General features: G+C 64.3%; 18 protein-coding genes. 7 read left to right on the top strand and 11 right to left on the bottom strand.

What is annotated here, in order from left to right:
• Window positions 1-207: 207 nt before the first annotated feature.
• On the top strand, window positions 208-969 hold the full coding sequence (locus G3I74_RS05165) for a glutaredoxin family protein (RefSeq protein ID WP_164210515.1): 762 nt from the start codon (window positions 208-210) through the stop codon (window positions 967-969).
• 19 nt (window positions 970-988) lie between these two features.
• Here the strand turns inward: G3I74_RS05165 and G3I74_RS05170 are convergent, their stop codons facing one another.
• From G3I74_RS05170 to G3I74_RS05185, 4 genes are all read right to left on the bottom strand, one after another.
• Entirely contained in the window at window positions 989-1,504 is a 516-nt protein-coding gene (locus G3I74_RS05170) for a type 1 glutamine amidotransferase domain-containing protein (protein WP_164210516.1), read from the bottom strand.
• 99 nt (window positions 1,505-1,603) lie between these two features.
• Window positions 1,604-2,878 (bottom strand): M24 family metallopeptidase, encoded by a 1,275-nt coding sequence (locus G3I74_RS05175; RefSeq protein ID WP_338063064.1) that lies wholly within the window; start codon window positions 2,876-2,878, stop codon window positions 1,604-1,606.
• Window positions 2,879-3,131: 253 nt separating this feature from the next.
• Entirely contained in the window at window positions 3,132-4,172 is a 1,041-nt protein-coding gene (locus G3I74_RS05180; protein ID WP_164210518.1) for a glycosyltransferase family 9 protein, read from the bottom strand.
• A gap of 302 nt (window positions 4,173-4,474) precedes the next feature.
• Window positions 4,475-5,449 (bottom strand): threonine ammonia-lyase, encoded by a 975-nt coding sequence (locus G3I74_RS05185; RefSeq protein WP_164210519.1) that lies wholly within the window; start codon window positions 5,447-5,449, stop codon window positions 4,475-4,477.
• 105 nt (window positions 5,450-5,554) lie between these two features.
• On the opposite strand from G3I74_RS05185, the gene G3I74_RS05190 reads away from it, so the two are divergent.
• Window positions 5,555-7,000: a phospholipase D-like domain-containing protein gene (locus G3I74_RS05190; RefSeq protein WP_164210520.1), complete on the top strand. Its 1,446-nt coding sequence runs from the start codon at window positions 5,555-5,557 to the stop codon at window positions 6,998-7,000.
• A 31-nt stretch (window positions 7,001-7,031) separates the two neighbouring features.
• On the opposite strand, the gene G3I74_RS05195 is transcribed toward G3I74_RS05190, so the two are convergent.
• Complete coding sequence (locus tag G3I74_RS05195) at window positions 7,032-7,967, bottom strand: SDR family NAD(P)-dependent oxidoreductase (RefSeq protein WP_164210521.1); 936 nt, start codon at window positions 7,965-7,967, stop codon at window positions 7,032-7,034.
• A gap of 152 nt (window positions 7,968-8,119) precedes the next feature.
• Here G3I74_RS05195 and G3I74_RS05200 point away from each other — a divergent pair, with 152 nt between their 5' ends.
• Window positions 8,120-9,562: a dihydrolipoyl dehydrogenase gene (locus G3I74_RS05200; RefSeq protein ID WP_164210522.1), complete on the top strand. Its 1,443-nt coding sequence runs from the start codon at window positions 8,120-8,122 to the stop codon at window positions 9,560-9,562.
• 79 nt (window positions 9,563-9,641) lie between these two features.
• On the opposite strand, the gene G3I74_RS05205 is transcribed toward G3I74_RS05200, so the two are convergent.
• The 3 genes from G3I74_RS05205 to G3I74_RS05215 are packed head-to-tail and all read right to left on the bottom strand — an operon-like array spanning window position 9,642 to window position 12,187.
• Window positions 9,642-10,055, bottom strand: coding sequence for a DUF3293 domain-containing protein (locus G3I74_RS05205; protein ID WP_203594561.1), 414 nt, complete (start codon window positions 10,053-10,055; stop codon window positions 9,642-9,644).
• A 16-nt stretch (window positions 10,056-10,071) separates the two neighbouring features.
• Window positions 10,072-11,790 (bottom strand): potassium channel family protein, encoded by a 1,719-nt coding sequence (locus G3I74_RS05210; RefSeq protein ID WP_164210524.1) that lies wholly within the window; start codon window positions 11,788-11,790, stop codon window positions 10,072-10,074.
• 13 nt (window positions 11,791-11,803) lie between these two features.
• Window positions 11,804-12,187, bottom strand: a complete 384-nt coding sequence (locus tag G3I74_RS05215; RefSeq protein WP_164210525.1) for a DUF6394 family protein — start codon at window positions 12,185-12,187, stop codon at window positions 11,804-11,806.
• Between the two features lie 176 nt (window positions 12,188-12,363).
• Here G3I74_RS05215 and G3I74_RS05220 point away from each other — a divergent pair, with 176 nt between their 5' ends.
• Together G3I74_RS05220 and G3I74_RS05225 are read left to right on the top strand one after the other, a co-directional pair.
• The gene (locus G3I74_RS05220; RefSeq protein ID WP_164210526.1) at window positions 12,364-12,903 is read left to right on the top strand and encodes a superoxide dismutase family protein; all 540 of its coding nucleotides are present in this window, start codon (window positions 12,364-12,366) and stop codon (window positions 12,901-12,903) included.
• Between the two features lie 11 nt (window positions 12,904-12,914).
• The gene (locus G3I74_RS05225) at window positions 12,915-13,493 is read left to right on the top strand and encodes a hypothetical protein (protein WP_203594562.1); all 579 of its coding nucleotides are present in this window, start codon (window positions 12,915-12,917) and stop codon (window positions 13,491-13,493) included.
• On the opposite strand, the gene G3I74_RS05230 is transcribed toward G3I74_RS05225, so the two are convergent.
• On the bottom strand, window positions 13,490-13,762 hold the full coding sequence (locus tag G3I74_RS05230; protein ID WP_164210528.1) for an RNA recognition motif domain-containing protein: 273 nt from the start codon (window positions 13,760-13,762) through the stop codon (window positions 13,490-13,492). The two genes, G3I74_RS05225 and G3I74_RS05230, sit on opposite strands and share 4 nt — an antisense overlap.
• Before the next feature lie 143 nt (window positions 13,763-13,905).
• The gene (locus tag G3I74_RS05235) at window positions 13,906-14,739 is read right to left on the bottom strand and encodes a hypothetical protein (protein ID WP_164210529.1); all 834 of its coding nucleotides are present in this window, start codon (window positions 14,737-14,739) and stop codon (window positions 13,906-13,908) included.
• Between the two features lie 63 nt (window positions 14,740-14,802).
• On the opposite strand from G3I74_RS05235, the gene G3I74_RS05240 reads away from it, so the two are divergent.
• Window positions 14,803-15,882, top strand: coding sequence for a glycosyltransferase family 2 protein (locus G3I74_RS05240; protein WP_164210530.1), 1,080 nt, complete (start codon window positions 14,803-14,805; stop codon window positions 15,880-15,882).
• Here G3I74_RS05240 and G3I74_RS05245 read toward each other — a convergent pair.
• Window positions 15,871-16,611 (bottom strand): O-methyltransferase, encoded by a 741-nt coding sequence (locus tag G3I74_RS05245; protein ID WP_164210531.1) that lies wholly within the window; start codon window positions 16,609-16,611, stop codon window positions 15,871-15,873. The genes G3I74_RS05240 and G3I74_RS05245 overlap by 12 nt on opposite strands.
• An 88-nt stretch (window positions 16,612-16,699) precedes the next feature.
• Here G3I74_RS05245 and G3I74_RS05250 point away from each other — a divergent pair, with 88 nt between their 5' ends.
• Window positions 16,700-17,599: a radical SAM protein gene (locus tag G3I74_RS05250; protein ID WP_164210532.1), complete on the top strand. Its 900-nt coding sequence runs from the start codon at window positions 16,700-16,702 to the stop codon at window positions 17,597-17,599.
• The last annotated feature ends 36 nt before the right edge of the window (window positions 17,600-17,635 follow it).

Genomic DNA, 17,635 nt, shown 5'->3' on the forward strand with positions numbered 1-17,635 from the left:
GACTCCTTATGGCGGTCTGTCGAATGCATCAGAAAAATCACTTAAAAAGCGATTTCTCCAATCAAGCCTGTTTGGTAAACAGTCCGTCCGCTCGGCGGTAGACTCAAGCTATTAATCACCACCCTAACAACCCTTAGGTTGGTGCGCAGGCCAATCGGCAATATCCATCCGATCGATTGCCTTTTTCGCAATAAAAGGAGTGCACTGATGCCGAATCAGACCGCCAAGAAGGCCACGATACACCGCATGGTGACCGACGAGCACGTGTGCCCGTTCGGGCTGAAAAGCAAGGCGTTGCTTGAACGTGAAGGCATGAAAGTCGACGACCAGTGGCTGACCACGCGCGAGCAAACCGACGCGTTCAAGGAAAAGCACGACGTCGAGACCACGCCCCAGACCTTTATCGACGGCCGCCGCATCGGCGGCTACGAAGAGTTGCGCGAGTATTTCGGCAAGTCCGTGCCCGATCCCGAGGCCACCAGCTACCAACCCATCATCGCGATTTTTGCCACCAGCTTGCTGATCGCGCTTGCGTTCAGCTGGGCGGCCACCGGCGGCCTGTTAGGCTTGCGAACCGTTGAGTGGTTTGTCGCAACGGCCATGTGCTTGCTCGGACTGCAGAAGCTCAAGGACCTCGAGAGCTTCAGCAATATGTTTCTCAACTATGACCTGCTGGCCCAGCGCGAGGTCCGCTATGGCTACGTCTATCCCTTTGCCGAGACCGGGGCCGGGATTTTGATGATCGCCGGCGCGCTGATCTGGCTGGCCGCCCCGGTGGCGCTTTTCATCGGCACGGTCGGGGCCGTTTCGGTGTTCAAGGCCGTCTACGTCGACCGGCGCGAGCTCAAGTGCGCCTGCGCCGGCGGCGACTCCAACGTGCCGCTGGGCTTTGTCTCGCTAACCGAAAACCTGATCATGGTGCTGATGGGCATCTGGATGCCGCTGCGAATGTACGTGCTGCAGGGCTAAAAAGCCCCGCGTCTCGCCGTCAGCCCAGCTGATCGAGCAGCGCCCGGCAAAACGCCGGCAGGTCATCGGGCACGCGGCTGGAGATGAGGTGGCCGTCGACGACGACTTGTTCGTCGACCCACTCGCCGCCGGCGTTGACCATGTCGTCGCGGATGGAAGGGAAGGAGGTCACCCGGCGACCGCGGATGATGTCGGCCGAAACAGCCATCCAGCCGGCGTGACAGATCCAGGCGACCGGCTTTTCGCGCGCGCTTAAGGAGCGGACCAGGGCCACCATGGCCTCGTTTCTGCGCATCTTGTCCGGCGCCATACCGCCCGGGATGACGACCGCATCGAAGTCATCGGCGCTGACCTCGGACGCATCGGCGTCGGGCGTGACCGCGTAGCCCTTGCCGGAGTGGTAGACCTCCTCACCGCCGCCGACGACGCTGACCTTGTAGCCGGCCTCGATCAAGCGCAGCCGGGGGTAGTGCAGTTCCAGTTCCTGATAGCCGTTTTCGACCAGGATGGCGATGTGCTTGGTGCTGGCGTTCATGTCGTTCCACCTCGATTTGAAGTCCGCCTCCAGTATGAAGAACCGGCTGCGGGCGCGCCGAAATCAGGCGCGAATCCGGCAAAAGTGGACGTCAGTCTCTCACCGCACCCGATGCCAGCGGGTCTGGCGCCCGGCCAGGTAGATCACCTTTTCACCGTCGAAGACGGCGGTCTGCTCGAGCTTGATGTTGACCAGCTGACCGTCCCACTCGGGCACCTCGGTCTTGATGCTGCCCTCGATGGCGTAGGCGGTGTTGGCGTACAGCGGCCAGTCGCCGGTGCCGGGCACCTCGGCGGGCAGGTCCCACATGCCGATGGTCGGTCCCGGGCCGTGGCCGAAATAGCCGATCGGATGGGTGTAGATATTGAACGACCAGGGTTCGTCGTCCATGCGCTGCTGGGCCCGGGCGAGTATCTCGTTGCCGGTCCGGCCGCTGACGAACTGTTCTGTCAGCAGGTCCTGCCAGCGGTTGCCCTGGGCCAGCGCGTCTTTGAGTCCCTGCGGCACATCGGCCTCGCCGGGCTTGAGGACGTAGGCCATTTCCTGGGTGTCGGTACACAGCTTGAAATAGCAGATGCCGACATCGGTATGCAGCACGTCACCGGGCTGGATCACGCCGCTGATGCCGCAAAACGGCGTGTCTTCATCGCATTCCACGCCCGGGCGCTGCAGGTTGACGTAGGGCATGAACCAGATCGGCAGCCCCAGCGCCTCAAAGCGCTGGCGCAGGAACCAGGCGACATCGTCGGTGGTGGTAACCCCGGGCGTGATGGCGCGGCTGGAAAAACCCTCGGCGATGACGCCGCGGGCGATCGACACAACGTGCGGATAGACCGCCAGCTCCTGCTCGCTGCGCGTCTCCAGCCAGCGGATAACCAGGTCTTCGGCCGGCACCAGGCGGTCTTCAAAACCCTCCGGTAGCGCGGCGACGAGCTTCTGGTGCAGGCCATGGGTGAGGCCGTCGGCTTCCGGCCAGGTGGCCGACACGTTGATGCCGATGCGGGCCGGGTCGCGCTCGCCGATCAGCTCACCCAGGGCGGCCCACTGGGCGTCCAGCGAGCCGCCCGACCAGGCTTCCTCATAGGGCTCGCCGAGCGGATAGCGGTTGACCGTCAGGCGATCGACGCCGCCGTCTTCCTGGCGGTGGAAAACCAGCATGGTCGTGCGCCGGGCGGCGAAGCTCGGCTGCGGCACCAGGGTGAAGTAGACCGGATCCTCGGCGTACTCGCGGTTGAGCACCAGCCACATGTCCAGGTCGGCCTCGGCCATCAACTCGGGCAGCAGGTTTTCCAGCCGGTCGCTCAGCAAACGGTTTTCCGGCTCGATGCGGGCCCGGGAGTCGATCACCGCGTGCGCGGCCGGTTGAACAATCACGCCCTGCTCAGCCTGACCCCAAACCGCAGGCGTAGCTACCGAGGCGCAGAGGACGGCGCAAAGAACCCAAAAGCGAATAATGTGTAAATCCATGGACTGTTACCTTTTATTCTGGCTTTCCTAGCAAAGCGGGCTGGACGCTGGAGTCAGCGTATCCCATTTTGTCATGAAACTAGAGTTTCGAAATAGCGCGGCCTGGCTGAGGCAGCGGCAGCTAACGGACTCGCTTTAGTCGTGGTCACGAGATGTTTGATCAGCCCGACAGGCCCAGCGCTGACTCGACTGCCGATACCATCGCTTCGGGCGAGCGTGCATCCCGCCAGTCCCAGGCGCGGTTTTGACCGCCGTAGGGCGCATAGACCGAGCGGTCGGTCACCCGAAACAGCCCGAAGGTTGTGGCCCCAGAGGAAGCTGCCAGGTGCATCATTCCGCTATCGGTGGCCAGAACCAGATCCATCGCTCCCAACTGCGCGCATAAATCTCTTAACGCCCGGCTGTTCAATCGGGCATTTACCCGCTTCAACAAGGTCTGGCCATGGGCCGGCAAGACCTCGATTAGCACAAGCTCGGGGATTCTTTGTCGCAGCAATAATACACACTCGTCCCACCATGACAGCGGATACGCGCGCCCCTTGTCGCCGAATGGATAGAGCCCGATGATCGGCCTTACCTTCAGCGCCCCTCCGGCAAGGCGTTCTATCTTACGATGACCGTCGATGCGTTCGCTTTCGGTTAACTTTAGCGACAGGGGAGGATATTCGCTTGCTGGTGGCCGGGGAAGCGCCGAGCGCAGAGTGTCGACGGGCTGCAATGCCATGTGTCGACTCGCTGAGTCCAAGTGATCTGCTTGTCTTGGAGGCTCGAGCACTTGCTTTGCTTTAAGCCTTCGCGAGATCAGGCGTGCAGATTGCGACTGGGGGTCGACATTGATCACCAGGTCGTAATTGGCCGGCAAGCCATGGACGAAAGACCGGCGCAACAGCAACTTGAGCGCCGGCTTTGGTGTTTGAATAGATTTTCTGACCGAAGAAAACGTTTTGAAAATATCGTTGAGCCTGCCGCCGCCAACGATATCGATCTGCGCTGCTGGCCAGATTGATTCGATCTCCTGTACCAGCGGCGTGAGCATCAGTATGTTGCCGAGGCGATGGTTCGGACGAATGATCGCGACCCGCTCCGGCGCCGTGTCGATTATTGATCTACCATCAGAAGACCGTTGAGTGAAGCGTCCGGCCAAAAACTCGACGATCTGGCGCCGCCAGGCACGGCGCCTTCTGGAGGTCAGCCACTTCATACTCACTCACTCGTCTATCGGCCCCAGACGTACCATTGGCGTACCGTGTTTTACGCAAAATCAGGGGGCTTTGAAATCTGACCCATCGCCGGGAAACAAACAAGATTAAAGAAACTACCATCAGTTGAACACGTCTTTCAATCGAAAGCTGCGTTCAAGCCAGTCCGGCTTACCTCACCCTTCAATGCGATCGCAGTAGAAGATTCGTCCATTGGAGAACCACCAGGTGCGGTCAATCTGCCGGACAGAACGGGTTGGGGGAGACGCCGGGATCGGCAGACCGACAGGTCGCCCGCAGGGATCTAGATTCTGGCAAGCAGCGTGCCCATGGCATCCAGATCGACATTCCCGCCGGTAACGATAATGCCCACACGCTGACCGGTCACCTCGATCTTGCCTTCAAGAAGTGCTGCCAAAGGCACCGCGCACGAGGGCTCGATGACGATCTTCATGCGCTCCCAGACCTGGCGCATGGCATCGATAATCGCCGTCTCCGACACCGTGACCACATCGTCGACGTGGTCTCGTATGACGGCGAAGGTGAGCTCCCCCAGCGAGGTGCGCAGGCCGTCGGCGATGGTCGTGGTGCTGGCCACCGGCTCAATTTTTCCGGAACGAAAAGAGCGGGCCGCATCGTCGGCGTTGGCCGGTTCGGCCGCGATCACCCGGCAGTCGGGCTTTAAGTGCTTGACCGCGATCGCCGTTCCGCTGATCAGGCCGCCGCCGCCGACCGGGGCGATTACCACATCCAGGCCGGGGCAGTCCTCGAGCAGTTCCCTGGCCGCCGTGCCCTGGCCGGCGATGACGTCGGAGTGGTCGTAGGGCGGGATGAACACCCCGCCGCGCTCGGCCAGCACGCGCTCGACCGCAGCGGCGCGCGCCGGGGTGTTGGGTTCGCAGAACACGATCTCGGCGCCGTAGTCGCGCACCGCCTCGATCTTGACCCGGGCGGCATTGTCGGGCATGACCACGGTGGCCGGATAGCCCTTCAATCGGGCCGCCAGTGCCACCGCCTGACCGTGGTTGCCCGAGGAGTGGGTGACGACGCCGCGCCGTCCCTGTTGGTCGGTGAGCGCGGCGATGGCGTTGCAGGCGCCGCGAAACTTGAACGCGCCCACCTTCTGGAAGTTCTCGCACTTGAAAAACAGCTCGGCCCCGGTCCGCTGGTCGAAATAGGCCGAGGTGAGGATGGGCGTGCGGTGGGCCAGGCCCTCGAGTCGGCGGACCGCCTGCTCGATGGCGGCAAAGTCGGGGATTGCGCGGTCTGAGTCGCTCATGGCGCCATTATCCACCAGGCGGCGCGCTTGATGTCCTGATGGGGGCCTGGTGGGCCACCCGGCTATACTGGCGACTGCGCCAAGACCACAAAGACTCGGGGTTGCATGGCTGGACGAACAAAGCTCGACTGGCGCTGGATCTGCACCGCGCTTTTGCTGCTGTGGATCGGCACGGGCGCGTGGCACGTCTGGAAACCCCTGCCGGAGGGCCTGGATGTGGCCGGGCCGCTGCGCGAGATCGTGGCCGTGGAGTTCCTCGCCGATCTGACCTGGGTCGACCAGAGCGGTCAGCGCCGCACCGAGCATGAGATTTTCGACCGCAAGCTGGAGTTGATCGATCAGGCCGAAAAGCTGATCGTGGCCGATCTGTTCCTGTTCAACGAGTTTGCCGGCGATCCCGACGGCAAAGACCTGCGGCCGCTGGCTGATGCCCTGACCGGCGCGCTGATCGAGCGCAAAAACGAGCTTCCGGAGCTGCGCATCATCTTTATCACCGACCCGATCAATACCCTCTACGGCGGCGTCGAGTCGCCGCACCTCGAGGCGCTTCGGGCCGCGGGCGTGGACGTCGTCGTCACCGATCTTAAACCGTTGCGCGACTCCAATCCGCTCTGGTCGGCGACATGGCGGCTGTGCTGCCAGTGGTTCGGCAACGCCAACAGCGGCGGCTGGCTGCCAAACCCGGTCGGGGAACAGAAAGTGGGGCTGCGCACCTGGCTGCGGGTGGCCAATTTCAAGGCCAATCACCGCAAGACCCTGATCGTCGACCGGGGCCCGGACTGGACCGCGCTGGTGACCTCGGCCAACCCGCACGATGCCTCCAGCGCCCACGGCAACAGCGCGCTGGTGGTGACCGGGCCGGCCGCGCTGGACGTGCTCGAAACCGAACGCGCCATCGCTGCGTTCTCAAAACCGGGTCTGGAATGGCCGTTGGCAGGATCTTCGGACGCCGCGACCGTCGCCGGGGTGCGCGCACGCGTGCTGACCGAGGCCGCGATTCGGGACGCGGCGATCGCCGCTCTGGACGAGGCCGGGCCCGGCAGCCAGGTGGATCTGGCAATGTTTTATCTCTCGCATCGCGGCGTGATCCGCGCCCTGGCCCGCGCCAGCGCCAGAGGGGCCCGGCTTCGACTGCTGCTCGACCCCAACGAGCACGCTTTCGGACGCCGCAAGAACGGCGTGCCCAATCGACCGGTAGCCGCCGAATTGCGCCGGCACGATATCGAGATTCGCTGGTGCCACACGACCGGCGAGCAATGCCACAGCAAGCAGTTGCTTGTCCGCTACCGCGACGGCGCGGCCCGCTTGATCAGCGGATCGGCCAACTACACCCGGCGCAACCTCGACAACTTCAACCCCGAAACCGTGCTGGAGTTGGTCGGCAGCCGCCAGGCCCCGGTCATGCGCGAAGCGGCGGCCTGGTTCGAGCGACGCTGGACCAACGACGACGGGCGCTCGTTCAGCCTCGACTACGAGCGCTACGCCGACGAGCACTGGATCCGCTACTGGCAGTACCGGATCATGGAAGCCACCGGCCTGTCGACGTTTTAAAACCGCGTCACCACCGGGCGCTGATTGCCAATCAGTCGGCCTGGCCTCTCAGGTAGGTCACCAGGTCTTCGGCCGAATGCGGTGAGCGGCGGGTCCAGGCAAACTCATGCTCGGGCTGCAGTGATCGATCCAGCCAGATGCCGCCGGCTGACGGTGGCGACGGACGCTGTTCGGCCAGCCAGAGGACCGTGTCCGCGCCCTGCTCGGGGGTCCGCAACACCCGCTGGAGCGCGCGCCGAAAAACCGGCAGCGAGGTCCTTACACCCTCGGTGTCGACCCAACCCGGGTGCATTACCTGCACGACCGGCTCGCCCTGCCAGCGATTGTTCCACCCGCGCGTCAGCTCCACCATGGCGCGCTTGTGCATGGCGTAGGCGGTCATGCCGTCGAACGCGTCGGGATCCATGCAGTTCATGGGCTCGAGCTTCAGCGGCGAGCCATACATACCGCCGGAGGAGACGTTGATGACGAGCCCTTGCGGGACCAGATGACCCGCCGCCTTCAATTCTTCGGTCAGCACGAAAGGCCCCAGCAGGTTGGTCGCGAACGAGGTCTCGAATCCCTCTGTCGTCGTCTGATACTCGTTGAGCAAAACCCCGACGTTGTTAACCAGTACATCGATTGGCCTGGTTTGCACCGACCGTTTCGAAGGCAGGCGGCGAAGCTCCGACAGCAGCGACAGGTCGGCCATAAGGGGCACCAGCCGACCGGGCTTGTCGGCCTCGCTCTTGAGTTCTTTCAGCCGGTCCCTGCTGCGGCCGACGGCCAGCACCCGGGCACCAGATCGATTGGCCTGCAGGGCAATGGCCCGGCCGATACCCCCGGTGGCCCCGGTCACCAGCCAGGTCTGGCCGCTGAAGTCCGGCGCAATTGGCGCCTGGCCGGCGAGCGCCCGACGATAGCCGAGCACGCTGAAGCTGCGGACAAAACGAGTGTAGAAAAAAAGACTGGCGAGCGATCGAAACACGACGGATAGGCGAGTCAGTCAGGCCGGTCCGCATTATCGACGCGGCATCAGATCATCCTGTCAACGGCAGCCTCAATGAAAGCCGCTCTGGCCCGCGCCGGTCCGGTTTGGCGTTACTGTTGACTCGTCCCCCTTCTCAAGGAGCAGCCAGCATGCCAGATCGCAAAGTCGACGTGGCCGTCATCGGCGGTGGCACGGCCGGAATGGTGGCGTATCGCCAGGCCAGGAAACACACCGAAAGCGTGGTCCTGATCGAGGCCGAACAGTTCGGTACCACCTGTGCCCGGGTCGGCTGCATGCCCAGCAAGCTGCTGATCGCGGCCGCCGAATCGGCCCACTCGGCCCACCACGCCCAGCGCTTCGGCATTCATGCCGGCCCGGTGCGGGTCGATGGACAGGCGGTGATGAACCGCGTTCGGCGCCATCGCGATCGCTTTGTCGGCGGCGTGCTCGACGCGATTGAAAAGATTCCCGAGGACGATCGCATCCTGGGTCGGGCGCGCTTCGTCGATCGCCATACCCTCAAGGTCGGCGAGGATCTGACGGTGCACGCAGGCCGCGTCGTCATTGCCACGGGCTCGCGCACCAAGGTGCTGCCATTTCTTGAAGAGGCCGGCTCACGGCTGATCACCAGCGACGACATTTTCGACTGGTCCGAGTTGCCCGAGTCGGTGGTCGTTTTTGGCCCCGGCGTGATCGGTCTGGAGCTCGGCCAGGCGCTGTCGCGGCTGGGGGTGCGGGTGCGCATGTTCGGCGTCGGCGGGCTGGTCGGCCCGATTCGCGATCCCGAGATTCGTCAGATCGCGCTCGAGACCTTCAACCAGGAGTTCCCGCTGGACGCCGACAGCAAGGTTCGCGAGATTCGCGAAACCGAGCGCGGCGTCCAGGTCACCTTCGACGACAGCGACGGTGATGAAGCCACCGAGACGTTCGACTACCTGCTCGCCGCCACCGGCCGTCGACCCAACGTCGACGGGCTCAACCTCGACGCTGCAGAGCTGGAGCTTGATGACGACGGGATGCCACTGTTCGACCCCTACACCACCCAATGCGGCAACAGCCCGGTGTTCATTGCCGGAGATGCCAACAATCGCCTGCCGCTGCTGCACGAAGCCGCCGACGAAGGCCGCATTGCCGGCGCCAACGCCGGGCGCTGGCCCGACGTATGCACCGGCCTGCGGCGCACCCCGCTGACGGTGGTTTTTACCGACCCGCAGATCGCCGCCTGCGGGCGCACCCTCCAGGAGACCGCCGAGCACTGCCGCGGCTGCTACGCGGTCGGCTCGCTGAACTTCCGCAACCAGGGCCGCAGCCGGGTCATGGGCAAGAGCCGCGGCCTGCTGCGGGTCTATGGCGAGCACGGCAGCGGCCGGTTCATGGGCGCGGAGATGTTCGGCCCGGCCGCCGAACACATCGCCCACCTGCTGGCCTGGTCGGCGCAGCAGCACATGAGCGTCGACCAGATGCTCGACATGCCCTATTACCACCCGGTCATCGAGGAAGGATTGCGAACGGCGCTGCAGGATCTGGCCGCCCAGCTCAAGCGGGGTCCGGAGCGCGCCGGCGACTGCATGGACTGCGGTCCCGGCGCCTGAGCGTTGAACAATTGGCCAGCCGAGTCATCTCAATGCGCAACCAGTCGAGATCGAATGTTCGCCGGATTTTCTCCCGAAATCAGCGCAAGAGAATCAGCCGGGGAACCGCATCCGACCCCGCCCATACGATGGCATTCTGATCAAAAAGCCGACCCAGTTCCCGCGCCGGCGCCAGCGCCAGACCACCCACGAGAAAGCCCGGCTCGGCCGGCCAGCGGCCCGCGGGGTCCAGACCAAGCGTGGGGCTGTGCGGCCAGTGCGCGCGCCTGATTCGGGCCGCGAGTGCTGCAGTGGCGCTTTGATTGACGCGCTCGTCTACACGTTGTCCGGCCGGGTTGCAGGCGGTCAGCAGCGCGCTGCAGTCAACCTTATGAGCCAGCTGCCAGGCCGCAAGCTCGGGGCTGGCCTGGTCAATCTTCAAGTCAAAACGATCCGCTATCCGGTAGAGCGCCGCGCGGTAGGCAGCGATCAAGGCGCCATCCAGCCGGCTCAAGCTGCCAATCGCCCCGTCAACTGCGCGCCGGCCGTTCGCCGACGAGTTTTTTGAGCAGCCAGCCCTGCTGCAGCTCATCGCCGGTCAGCGCCCGGTAGGCCGCGGCCTCGTTTTCGAGCAGGCTCTGCATTCGCCTTACCAGCGCCGGCGGACAGGCGACCAGCAAGCGGTCGCCGCTTTCCAGTCGGGTTGCAGCGTCGGGCAGCAGCTGGTCGTCGTCGCCGCGGGTCAGCATCAACACTTCCACCGGGACCTTTTCCCCGGGTCTGCCGGGGTGGCGCTGGAAAAGGCTGACGTCGATTCCGAAGCCTTGCTCCTTAAGCCAGTGCAGCGCCGGCGCGCGCTTTTTGCTCAGGCGCACGGTGAACAGCTCGGGCTGTTCCGGGGTTTCAGCCTGGTCGGGGTCTGGCGCAATGCGTTCGAGAATCCGGGCCGCGACCGCGTCTTCGACCTCGTCGAGGCGCCGGAACAGATGGCTGAGCAGCGGCGAGCGGATGTGGCTGACGATGGTCCCGGCGATCAGCTCTCCCGGCTGGGCGAGGAAGTCCGGCTCGGCTGCGCGAAACAGCGGTTCGCTCGACCACTGGTTGGCCAGCACCGCGCTGAACAGCCCGTCGTTGAGCTCGCGCGCGGTGATGACGATGGACAGGTTATCGACATCATCGCGCGTGGTGGCCAAGATACCGACCGCCTCTTCAATTCCGGCCTCTCTGAGGGTTTCGGCCTGGGTGCCCCGGCCACCGATGGCGCCTTCCGGCAAGCCGGGCAGATCGATGTTTTCCTCGATCACCTTGACGTCGATCTTGAGCTCCCGCAAAAGTCGGTAGACCGAGCGCCCGAAGCGCCCGAAACCGCACAAGACCCAGCGTCCCGAGGGCGGGTCCGGCAGCGCCGGGATGGGGCTGCCCGGCGGCGAATGCAGCCACTGATAGAGACGATAGGCGTGCGGTCGCGTCAACAGCAGGCGCAGGCGGCGGACAAACTCATCGGTCGGCGTGACGACGTGGGCGGTATCGAAGGAGCGCATGTTGTCGGCGACCGATTTTTCGTCGGCGCGGGCGTAGACCGCCGTGCGCTGGTTGATCAGCCGCGCGGTCACGGCCACTTTGAGGTTGACCTGGTCATTGGCGGTTGCCGCCAGCACGCCGGCGCACCAGCGACTCTGCAGCCCGGCCGAAATGAGGTTCTCAGGCAAGCGCGCGTCCATGCAATAGCCGTGGATCGGGAAGCGATGGGTTTCCACCGACAGCGCGTCGATCTTTTCCGGCGCATCGTCGATCACGACCACCGGGTGGCGAAGCTCGCTCAGGCTTCGCGCCAGCAGCCGCCCGGTATCGCCGAAGCCGCACAGCAGGTAGAACGGCTGATCGTAGTTGCGCACGGCGCGCCGAAAGCGGGCCCCGCGCAGCGCCTGAGAAAAGGCCGGGTCCTGCATCAGGGAGATGATGCTGCCGATCGAAAACAGCCACGCAATCACGGTCAGGTAGATGCTGACCATGGTCCACAAGCGCTGCGCCTTGCTGAATTCGTAGGGCACCTCGCCAAACCCGATCGTGCTGCCGGTGTAGCTGACCACGTAAAAAGCCTCGAACACGCTCATGCGCCAGGGGTTGCCGTCGGCATCGGTGCCGGGCATGAGGGTAAAGCCGACGGTGGCGATGGAGTAGGCCGAGATCAAAACGATCAGCGGCACCCGCATGCGGCGGAAGAACAGCAGGGCGGTGGAACGGCGCATGGCCACGGGCGGACTAGCGGCTCAGCCCGGCGGTTTCCATGGTCAGGAGCACGACCGAGAGCAAATTGGCCAGCAGGGCGCCACCCGACAGCGACACCACGCTGGCCATCACTCCCGGGGTCAAGCCGATGTCGAAGACGTGCACCGACAGAACCCACACCGAGACCGCGGCCAGCAGCTGCAGATCCACCACCAGACTGGAGGCCAGCAGCATGGCGCTCATCTGCGAGCGCTCACCGAGTTTCATGATCGTGGCGATCAGACCCACCACCAGGGCGGCAAACAGCTCGTAGACGTTGTGGTGATCGGGATTGTCGATTTCGCCCAGAAAGAATCCAAAATTCAGGGTCAGTGCCAGCAGGACAAAAAACCCGAAGATCACCTTGCTCATGTTCATGGCGCTATCTCATCGATCGAATTCGGCTCCATTATGCATGGCCGTGCCGGGCGCAGACTCCGATTTGCCGCCCGGGACTGGCAGCGCCGAGCGCTGTCCCTATAATGGGTATTGGCGGCGCACTTTTAACAAACCGCTGGAGACACTTGGATTCGCACTGCTTCGAGGAGACGAACATGAACAGAATTCTGGCACTTTCGATAGCCGCGGCACTCGGTCTGGCCGCGGGCTCAGTCCACGCCGATGATCACACGCAGGCTTCGGCCAGCTTCATCGACCGCGACGGCAACGATGTCGGCACCGCAAGCCTGGTCGAGGGTCCGAACGGCGTGATCATTGATCTGGACCTGCACGACATGCCGGCTGGCCGGCGCGCCATCCATATCCACAGCGTCGGCACCTGCGAGGATCCCGACGAAGGCTTCGTCGCCTCCGGCGGGCACCTCAACCCCGAGGGCAAGCAGCACGGTCTGATGAACCCGGACGGACCCGACAACGGTGACTTGCCCAACATCATCGTTCTCGAAGACGGTTCGGTCCAGGTCGAGTTGTTCACCAACCTGGCCTCGATCCATGGCGCCGGAGACCGGCCGGCCATGCTCGACGACGACGGCGCAGCGTTCGTGATTCATCAGAACCGCGACGATCACATGACCCAGCCCATCGGCGGGGCCGGGCCGCGTATCGCCTGCGGTGTGATTCAGTCGGCGGATTGATGCGCCGGGCTTTGCTTGCGATAGTGGGGCTGCTCGTCGCCGCAACGGCGGCGGGCGCCCTGTTCCTCAATCCGGGACCGACGCCCGAGAAGGCCTTGGCACTAAACGAAGAAGGGATCGGGCCTCTGCTGCTGGGTCGTGGCTTCGAGCAAGCGGAACGCCGGGCGTTCCAGACCGCGCCGGACACGGCTTTTTCCGGCGTCGGCTGCGCGGGCCTTGATGAAATCCGTTACGACGGCTGGCTGGGCGAGCATCCGGTCGGGGTCATGGCCATGGCCGACGAGGGCCGGATTCGGGAAGTGGAGGCCATGCTGTACAGCCCCACACAAGCACAAGATCGTCAGGCCTGCGTGGCGCTTCGCGATCGATTCGCTGCACCCTTCGTTGATCGTTTCGGTCCGTACAGCGCCAGCTGGCAGGCCGCCAAACCGGTCTCCGAGGAACTCATGGCACGCACCGGTCCGGTCGTGGTGGTGGCGCGCTGGTTTTCCATGGGCCGGAGTTGTTACATCAGCGCCCATTACGGTGTACTTGAAGGCGGCAGCGTGCGGCTGGGTGATTCGCTGTCTGCGATGAACAATAAGATCTAGCGCCGGCGTCCGCCCCGCTTTTTCTTGCCGCGCGGACGCTCTTCCCGAACCTGGATCGACTGGCCGTTGAGCTCGACGCCGTCGAGTTCGGCAATGGCCGCGCGGGCTTCGTGGCCTTCCATGTCGATCATGGCCACGCCACGGCAGCGACGGGTAAAGATATCCAGCGGCAGGTCCAGCTTGCGCACCGTACCGCAGCGCGAAAACAGTTCGCGCAGCTGGCTTTCACGGGTTTCGGGATGGATATTGCGGACAAACAGGGTTTTCATCGGGTATCGGCCTCCGGGCCGTCAGCGGCGAAACCAGGCTGGAGGCGATTGTGTATCGCTTCCGGACAACCTGGTCGGGGGTAAAACGACCGACAAGGATATCACAGCCGGCCCGGCCGCCGCATTCAGCCGGCACCGCCCGATTACGCATCGCCGCGACAGAAGCGGTCGAATCGGTCCGGCCGCACGCGCGACCATTTGCCCGTCAAAAGCTTGCGCTTGGTCCAGCCGGCCACAAAGCATAAATCGACATAGGCTTGCTGCCGAGCCAACTCGGGCACGCCCGGCTGCTGTGCGAGGCGTTCCAAAAAGCGCTGCCGGTCATCATTCAGCCAGTGCAGGCCGCTCTTGGCGATGCCGCTGCCCAGGGCCACTCCGTTGTGCAGGCTTTCGATATCGATCGCGAACAGACCCTGTTCGTTCATGACGAAATTCTTCAGCACCGGGTCGACGTAGTCGTAGCCCAGCCGGATCTGTTCGGGCCGCAGCTGCTCCGCGCGATCGCAGAGCTTGTGGTAGCGAGCATCATCGAACACGCCGCTGTCGCGGAGAAAGACAAGATCAATAAGCAGGCGCGAATGCAGCGCGGTTTCGGCCAGGTCGACGAGCCGGGAATCCCCGGCATAGAGGGCAGCGAAGAAGTCGTTGAGCGCCTCCCAGTCAGAAGCCAGGCCGGGATCGACCTTGCGCCCCTCGACAAAGCGGACCCAGACCTCCGATTCCTGGAGCAAAACCAGTTCCGGCAGTCCAACGCGGTCGCGACAGGCCTCCAGCGCCCCGGCCACCTCGGCCGCCTGGACGCTGTCGCCGAACACCACGCGCTTGTAGCGATGGCCGTTGATGGTGACGAAAAATGCCTGCTGGGATTTGCCCACCCCTTTCCTCAGGCGCGCGCGGAACCAGTTCAGCAGGCGGCGACCGGGACCGTGCACCGGCCGCTGACGAATCCGGCCGATCACCTCGGCCGCTCCAAACACGATCCGGAGCGAGCCTCTATACTGCGCCGTCGCCCGTAACCAATCCCGAGTCGCAGCCGGGTCATGCGCCAAACTCCCAAGGTCACCGTCTTCATTCCGGTCTTCAATCGCGAAGACTACGTCTGCACCGCGATCAACAGCGTGCTGGCCCAGCAGTATACGGACTTCGAGATTCTGATCGTCGACGACGGCTCCAGTGACCGCACGGTCGAACGGATCGCCGCGTACTCCGATCCGCGCGTGCGTCTGGAGTGCAACCCCTCGAACCTGGGCATCCCGGCGACCCGCAACCGCGGGCTGGAACTGGCCCGCGGAGACTACATCGCGCTGCTCGACAGCGACGACTATGCCTATCCGGACCGCCTCGGCCGCCAGGTCGAGTTTCTCGACTGCCACCCCGACATCGTCCAGGTCGGCAGCGGCTGCACCCTGATGGACGCCGAAGGTCGGCGGCTGCCGCGCGTTCGCCGCCACCCGCTAAAGCCCGAAGCCGTCGACGCCCACCTGCTGTTCCACTGCGCCCTGATCAACCGCACGATCATGGCGCGCACGGACGTGCTGCGCGATTTCGGCTACGACGAGGCCTTCCCCCGCTGCCAGGACTACCACCTGCACCTGCGCCTGGCCCGCGGCCATCGCATGGCGAACCTGCCGCATCTGCTGGTCTGCGGGCGCGAGCATGCCGGCCGCATCACCAAAAACACCACGGGCCTGGGCCGGGATCGCAAGATGGCCATCCAGAGTGAGGGCCTGGCCGATCTTGGCATCGACTACAGCGAGCACGATCTGGCCTGGCACTACCAGCTGACCCAGAAGCGCGATCCGGCGATCGTCAACGCCGCCGAATACCTGGACTGGGCGGAGGCGTGGTTGAACCGGCTGGCCAGCGCCAACCGCCAGGTGGGCCGCTACGATCAGCGCGTTTTTAAGCGCGTGCTGGGCGCGATGTGGGCCGTCGCCTGCTGGAATTTTCGCGGCCAGCCCGGGGCCCGCTTTCCGGCCCGCCTGCTGTCCTCGCGCCTGAGCCGGGCGGTCCCGGGCAACCTCAACCCGGCCTTGCTGGCCGCGTTTGCCCGCCAGCGGCCGCGGCCGCCGCGCCTGGATGCTTCACTGCCCGGATGCGGTCAGTCGTCAGAAATGTAGCGCGGCCTGGAATCCTTCGGTCGCGATCACGAACTGGCTGTTGACCGAGCGGGTCAGATGCCCGCCGTAGCCAATGCCGCGCTGGTCCAGCAGCCGCAGCGCGGCCGAGATCGTGTCGATCTCCCCCGGTCGCTCGGCATCGTCGAACACGATCACGAAGTCTTCCTCCAGCCAGCCCTCGATGAACTCCAGCGCGGTCCAGCGCGAACGCCGGCGGCTGCGCCTGGGCCCGTCCACCAGCAGCACGTTGAAGCGGCTGCCGCTGCTAAGCACGCTGCTGTCATAGACCCGCGCGCTATAGTCCTGAAGGCTGCGCTCGACGAGCGGGGCGTGAACCACGGCGCTGGCGCCCTGCTTGCGAATGCGTTCCACCCAGTCCTCATCGTGTTCCAGCGAGGTCAGTTCCAGACCGAAGTGCTCGCGCAGACGATCGAGCAGCACGGTGGAAAGTCCAGCGCCCAGCTCCAGGATCCGCAGCGGACCGGTCTCCTGAACCAGCCGGAGCAACAGATAAAGATAGCTATAGGTCGCCGCGCTGCGAACCGGATACAGCGGCAGATCGATGCCGAGACGGTCCAGGTCACGATGGACGATGTTCTGGTAGAGCAATTCCCGGGCCTGCAGCGAGGCGGCCGGCGCCAGCCACAGAGACGCTTTTTCCAGGAATGGATTGAACAGGCGCCGCGTCCATAGACGGGTACGCAGGCTGGAATAGCTTGAATTTCGCATGATGGCCAGAGGATCTCTTTGCCGCAGGGTGAGCAGGATCAGTATAGTGTTGGCGAGTCACTTACCGAACATTCAAGCTGAATCAACCATGGCCAGCGCCGTCCCCATTCGCTACGTCGAACCCGTGTTCCGCCCGCCCAGTGAAGGCAACTCGCTGATCCTGCCGGTCACCGACGGCTGTTCCTGGAACCAGTGCACGTTCTGCGAGATGTACACCGCGCCGCAGAAAAGATTCCGCGCCCGCGATGAAGCTGAAGTCCTCGAAAGCATCCGGCGCTCGGGCGAAGCGTTCGGCTACCGCGTCCGGCGCGTGTTCCTGGCCGACGGCGATGCCCTGGTGCTGCCCAGCCATCGCCTGCTGCGCATTCTTCAGGCGATCCAGGAACACATGCCCTCAGTGGAACGGGTGTCCAGCTACTGCCTGCCGCGCAACCTCAAGCGCAAGAGCGTGGCCGAGCTGACCGAACTGCGCGAAGCGGGGTTGGCGATGGCCTACGTCGGCGCCGAGTCCGGGGACGATCTGGTGCTGGAAAAGGTCAACAAATGCGAGACCTTCGAATCCACCGTCGAGGCGCTAGACAAGTTACGCGCAGCCGGTATCACCCGGTCGGTGATGATCCTCAACGGGCTGGGCGGGCAGGTCTACTCGGACCAGCATGCAGACAACTCGGCCCGGCTGGCCAACGCGACCCAGCCGGAGTTCCTGGCGACCCTGGTGGTCAGCTTTCCGCAGGGCGAGGAACGCTTTCGGGCTGGCTTCCCGGAATGGGAGCCGCTGGATCAGAGCGGACTGTTTCGCGAAATGGAACGGCTGTTGGCCGCTCTGGAACTGGAAGACACGGTGTTTCGCTCCGACCACGCCTCCAACTGGCTGGTGCTCAAGGGCCGGCTGGGTGCCGACAAGGAACGACTCCTGGCCCAGGTCCGTGCAGCCATCGCTCAACCTGAAAGCGCGCCGCTCAGGCCGGCCTGGGCGAGAGGGCTGTAAAGCCGGTCTCCCAAAAAGACAGCGCCCGTCGCGAGG

Source organism: Wenzhouxiangella limi (genome assembly GCF_010499265.1).
In the GTDB taxonomy this organism is placed as follows: Bacteria; Pseudomonadota; Gammaproteobacteria; order Xanthomonadales; family Wenzhouxiangellaceae; genus Wenzhouxiangella; species Wenzhouxiangella limi.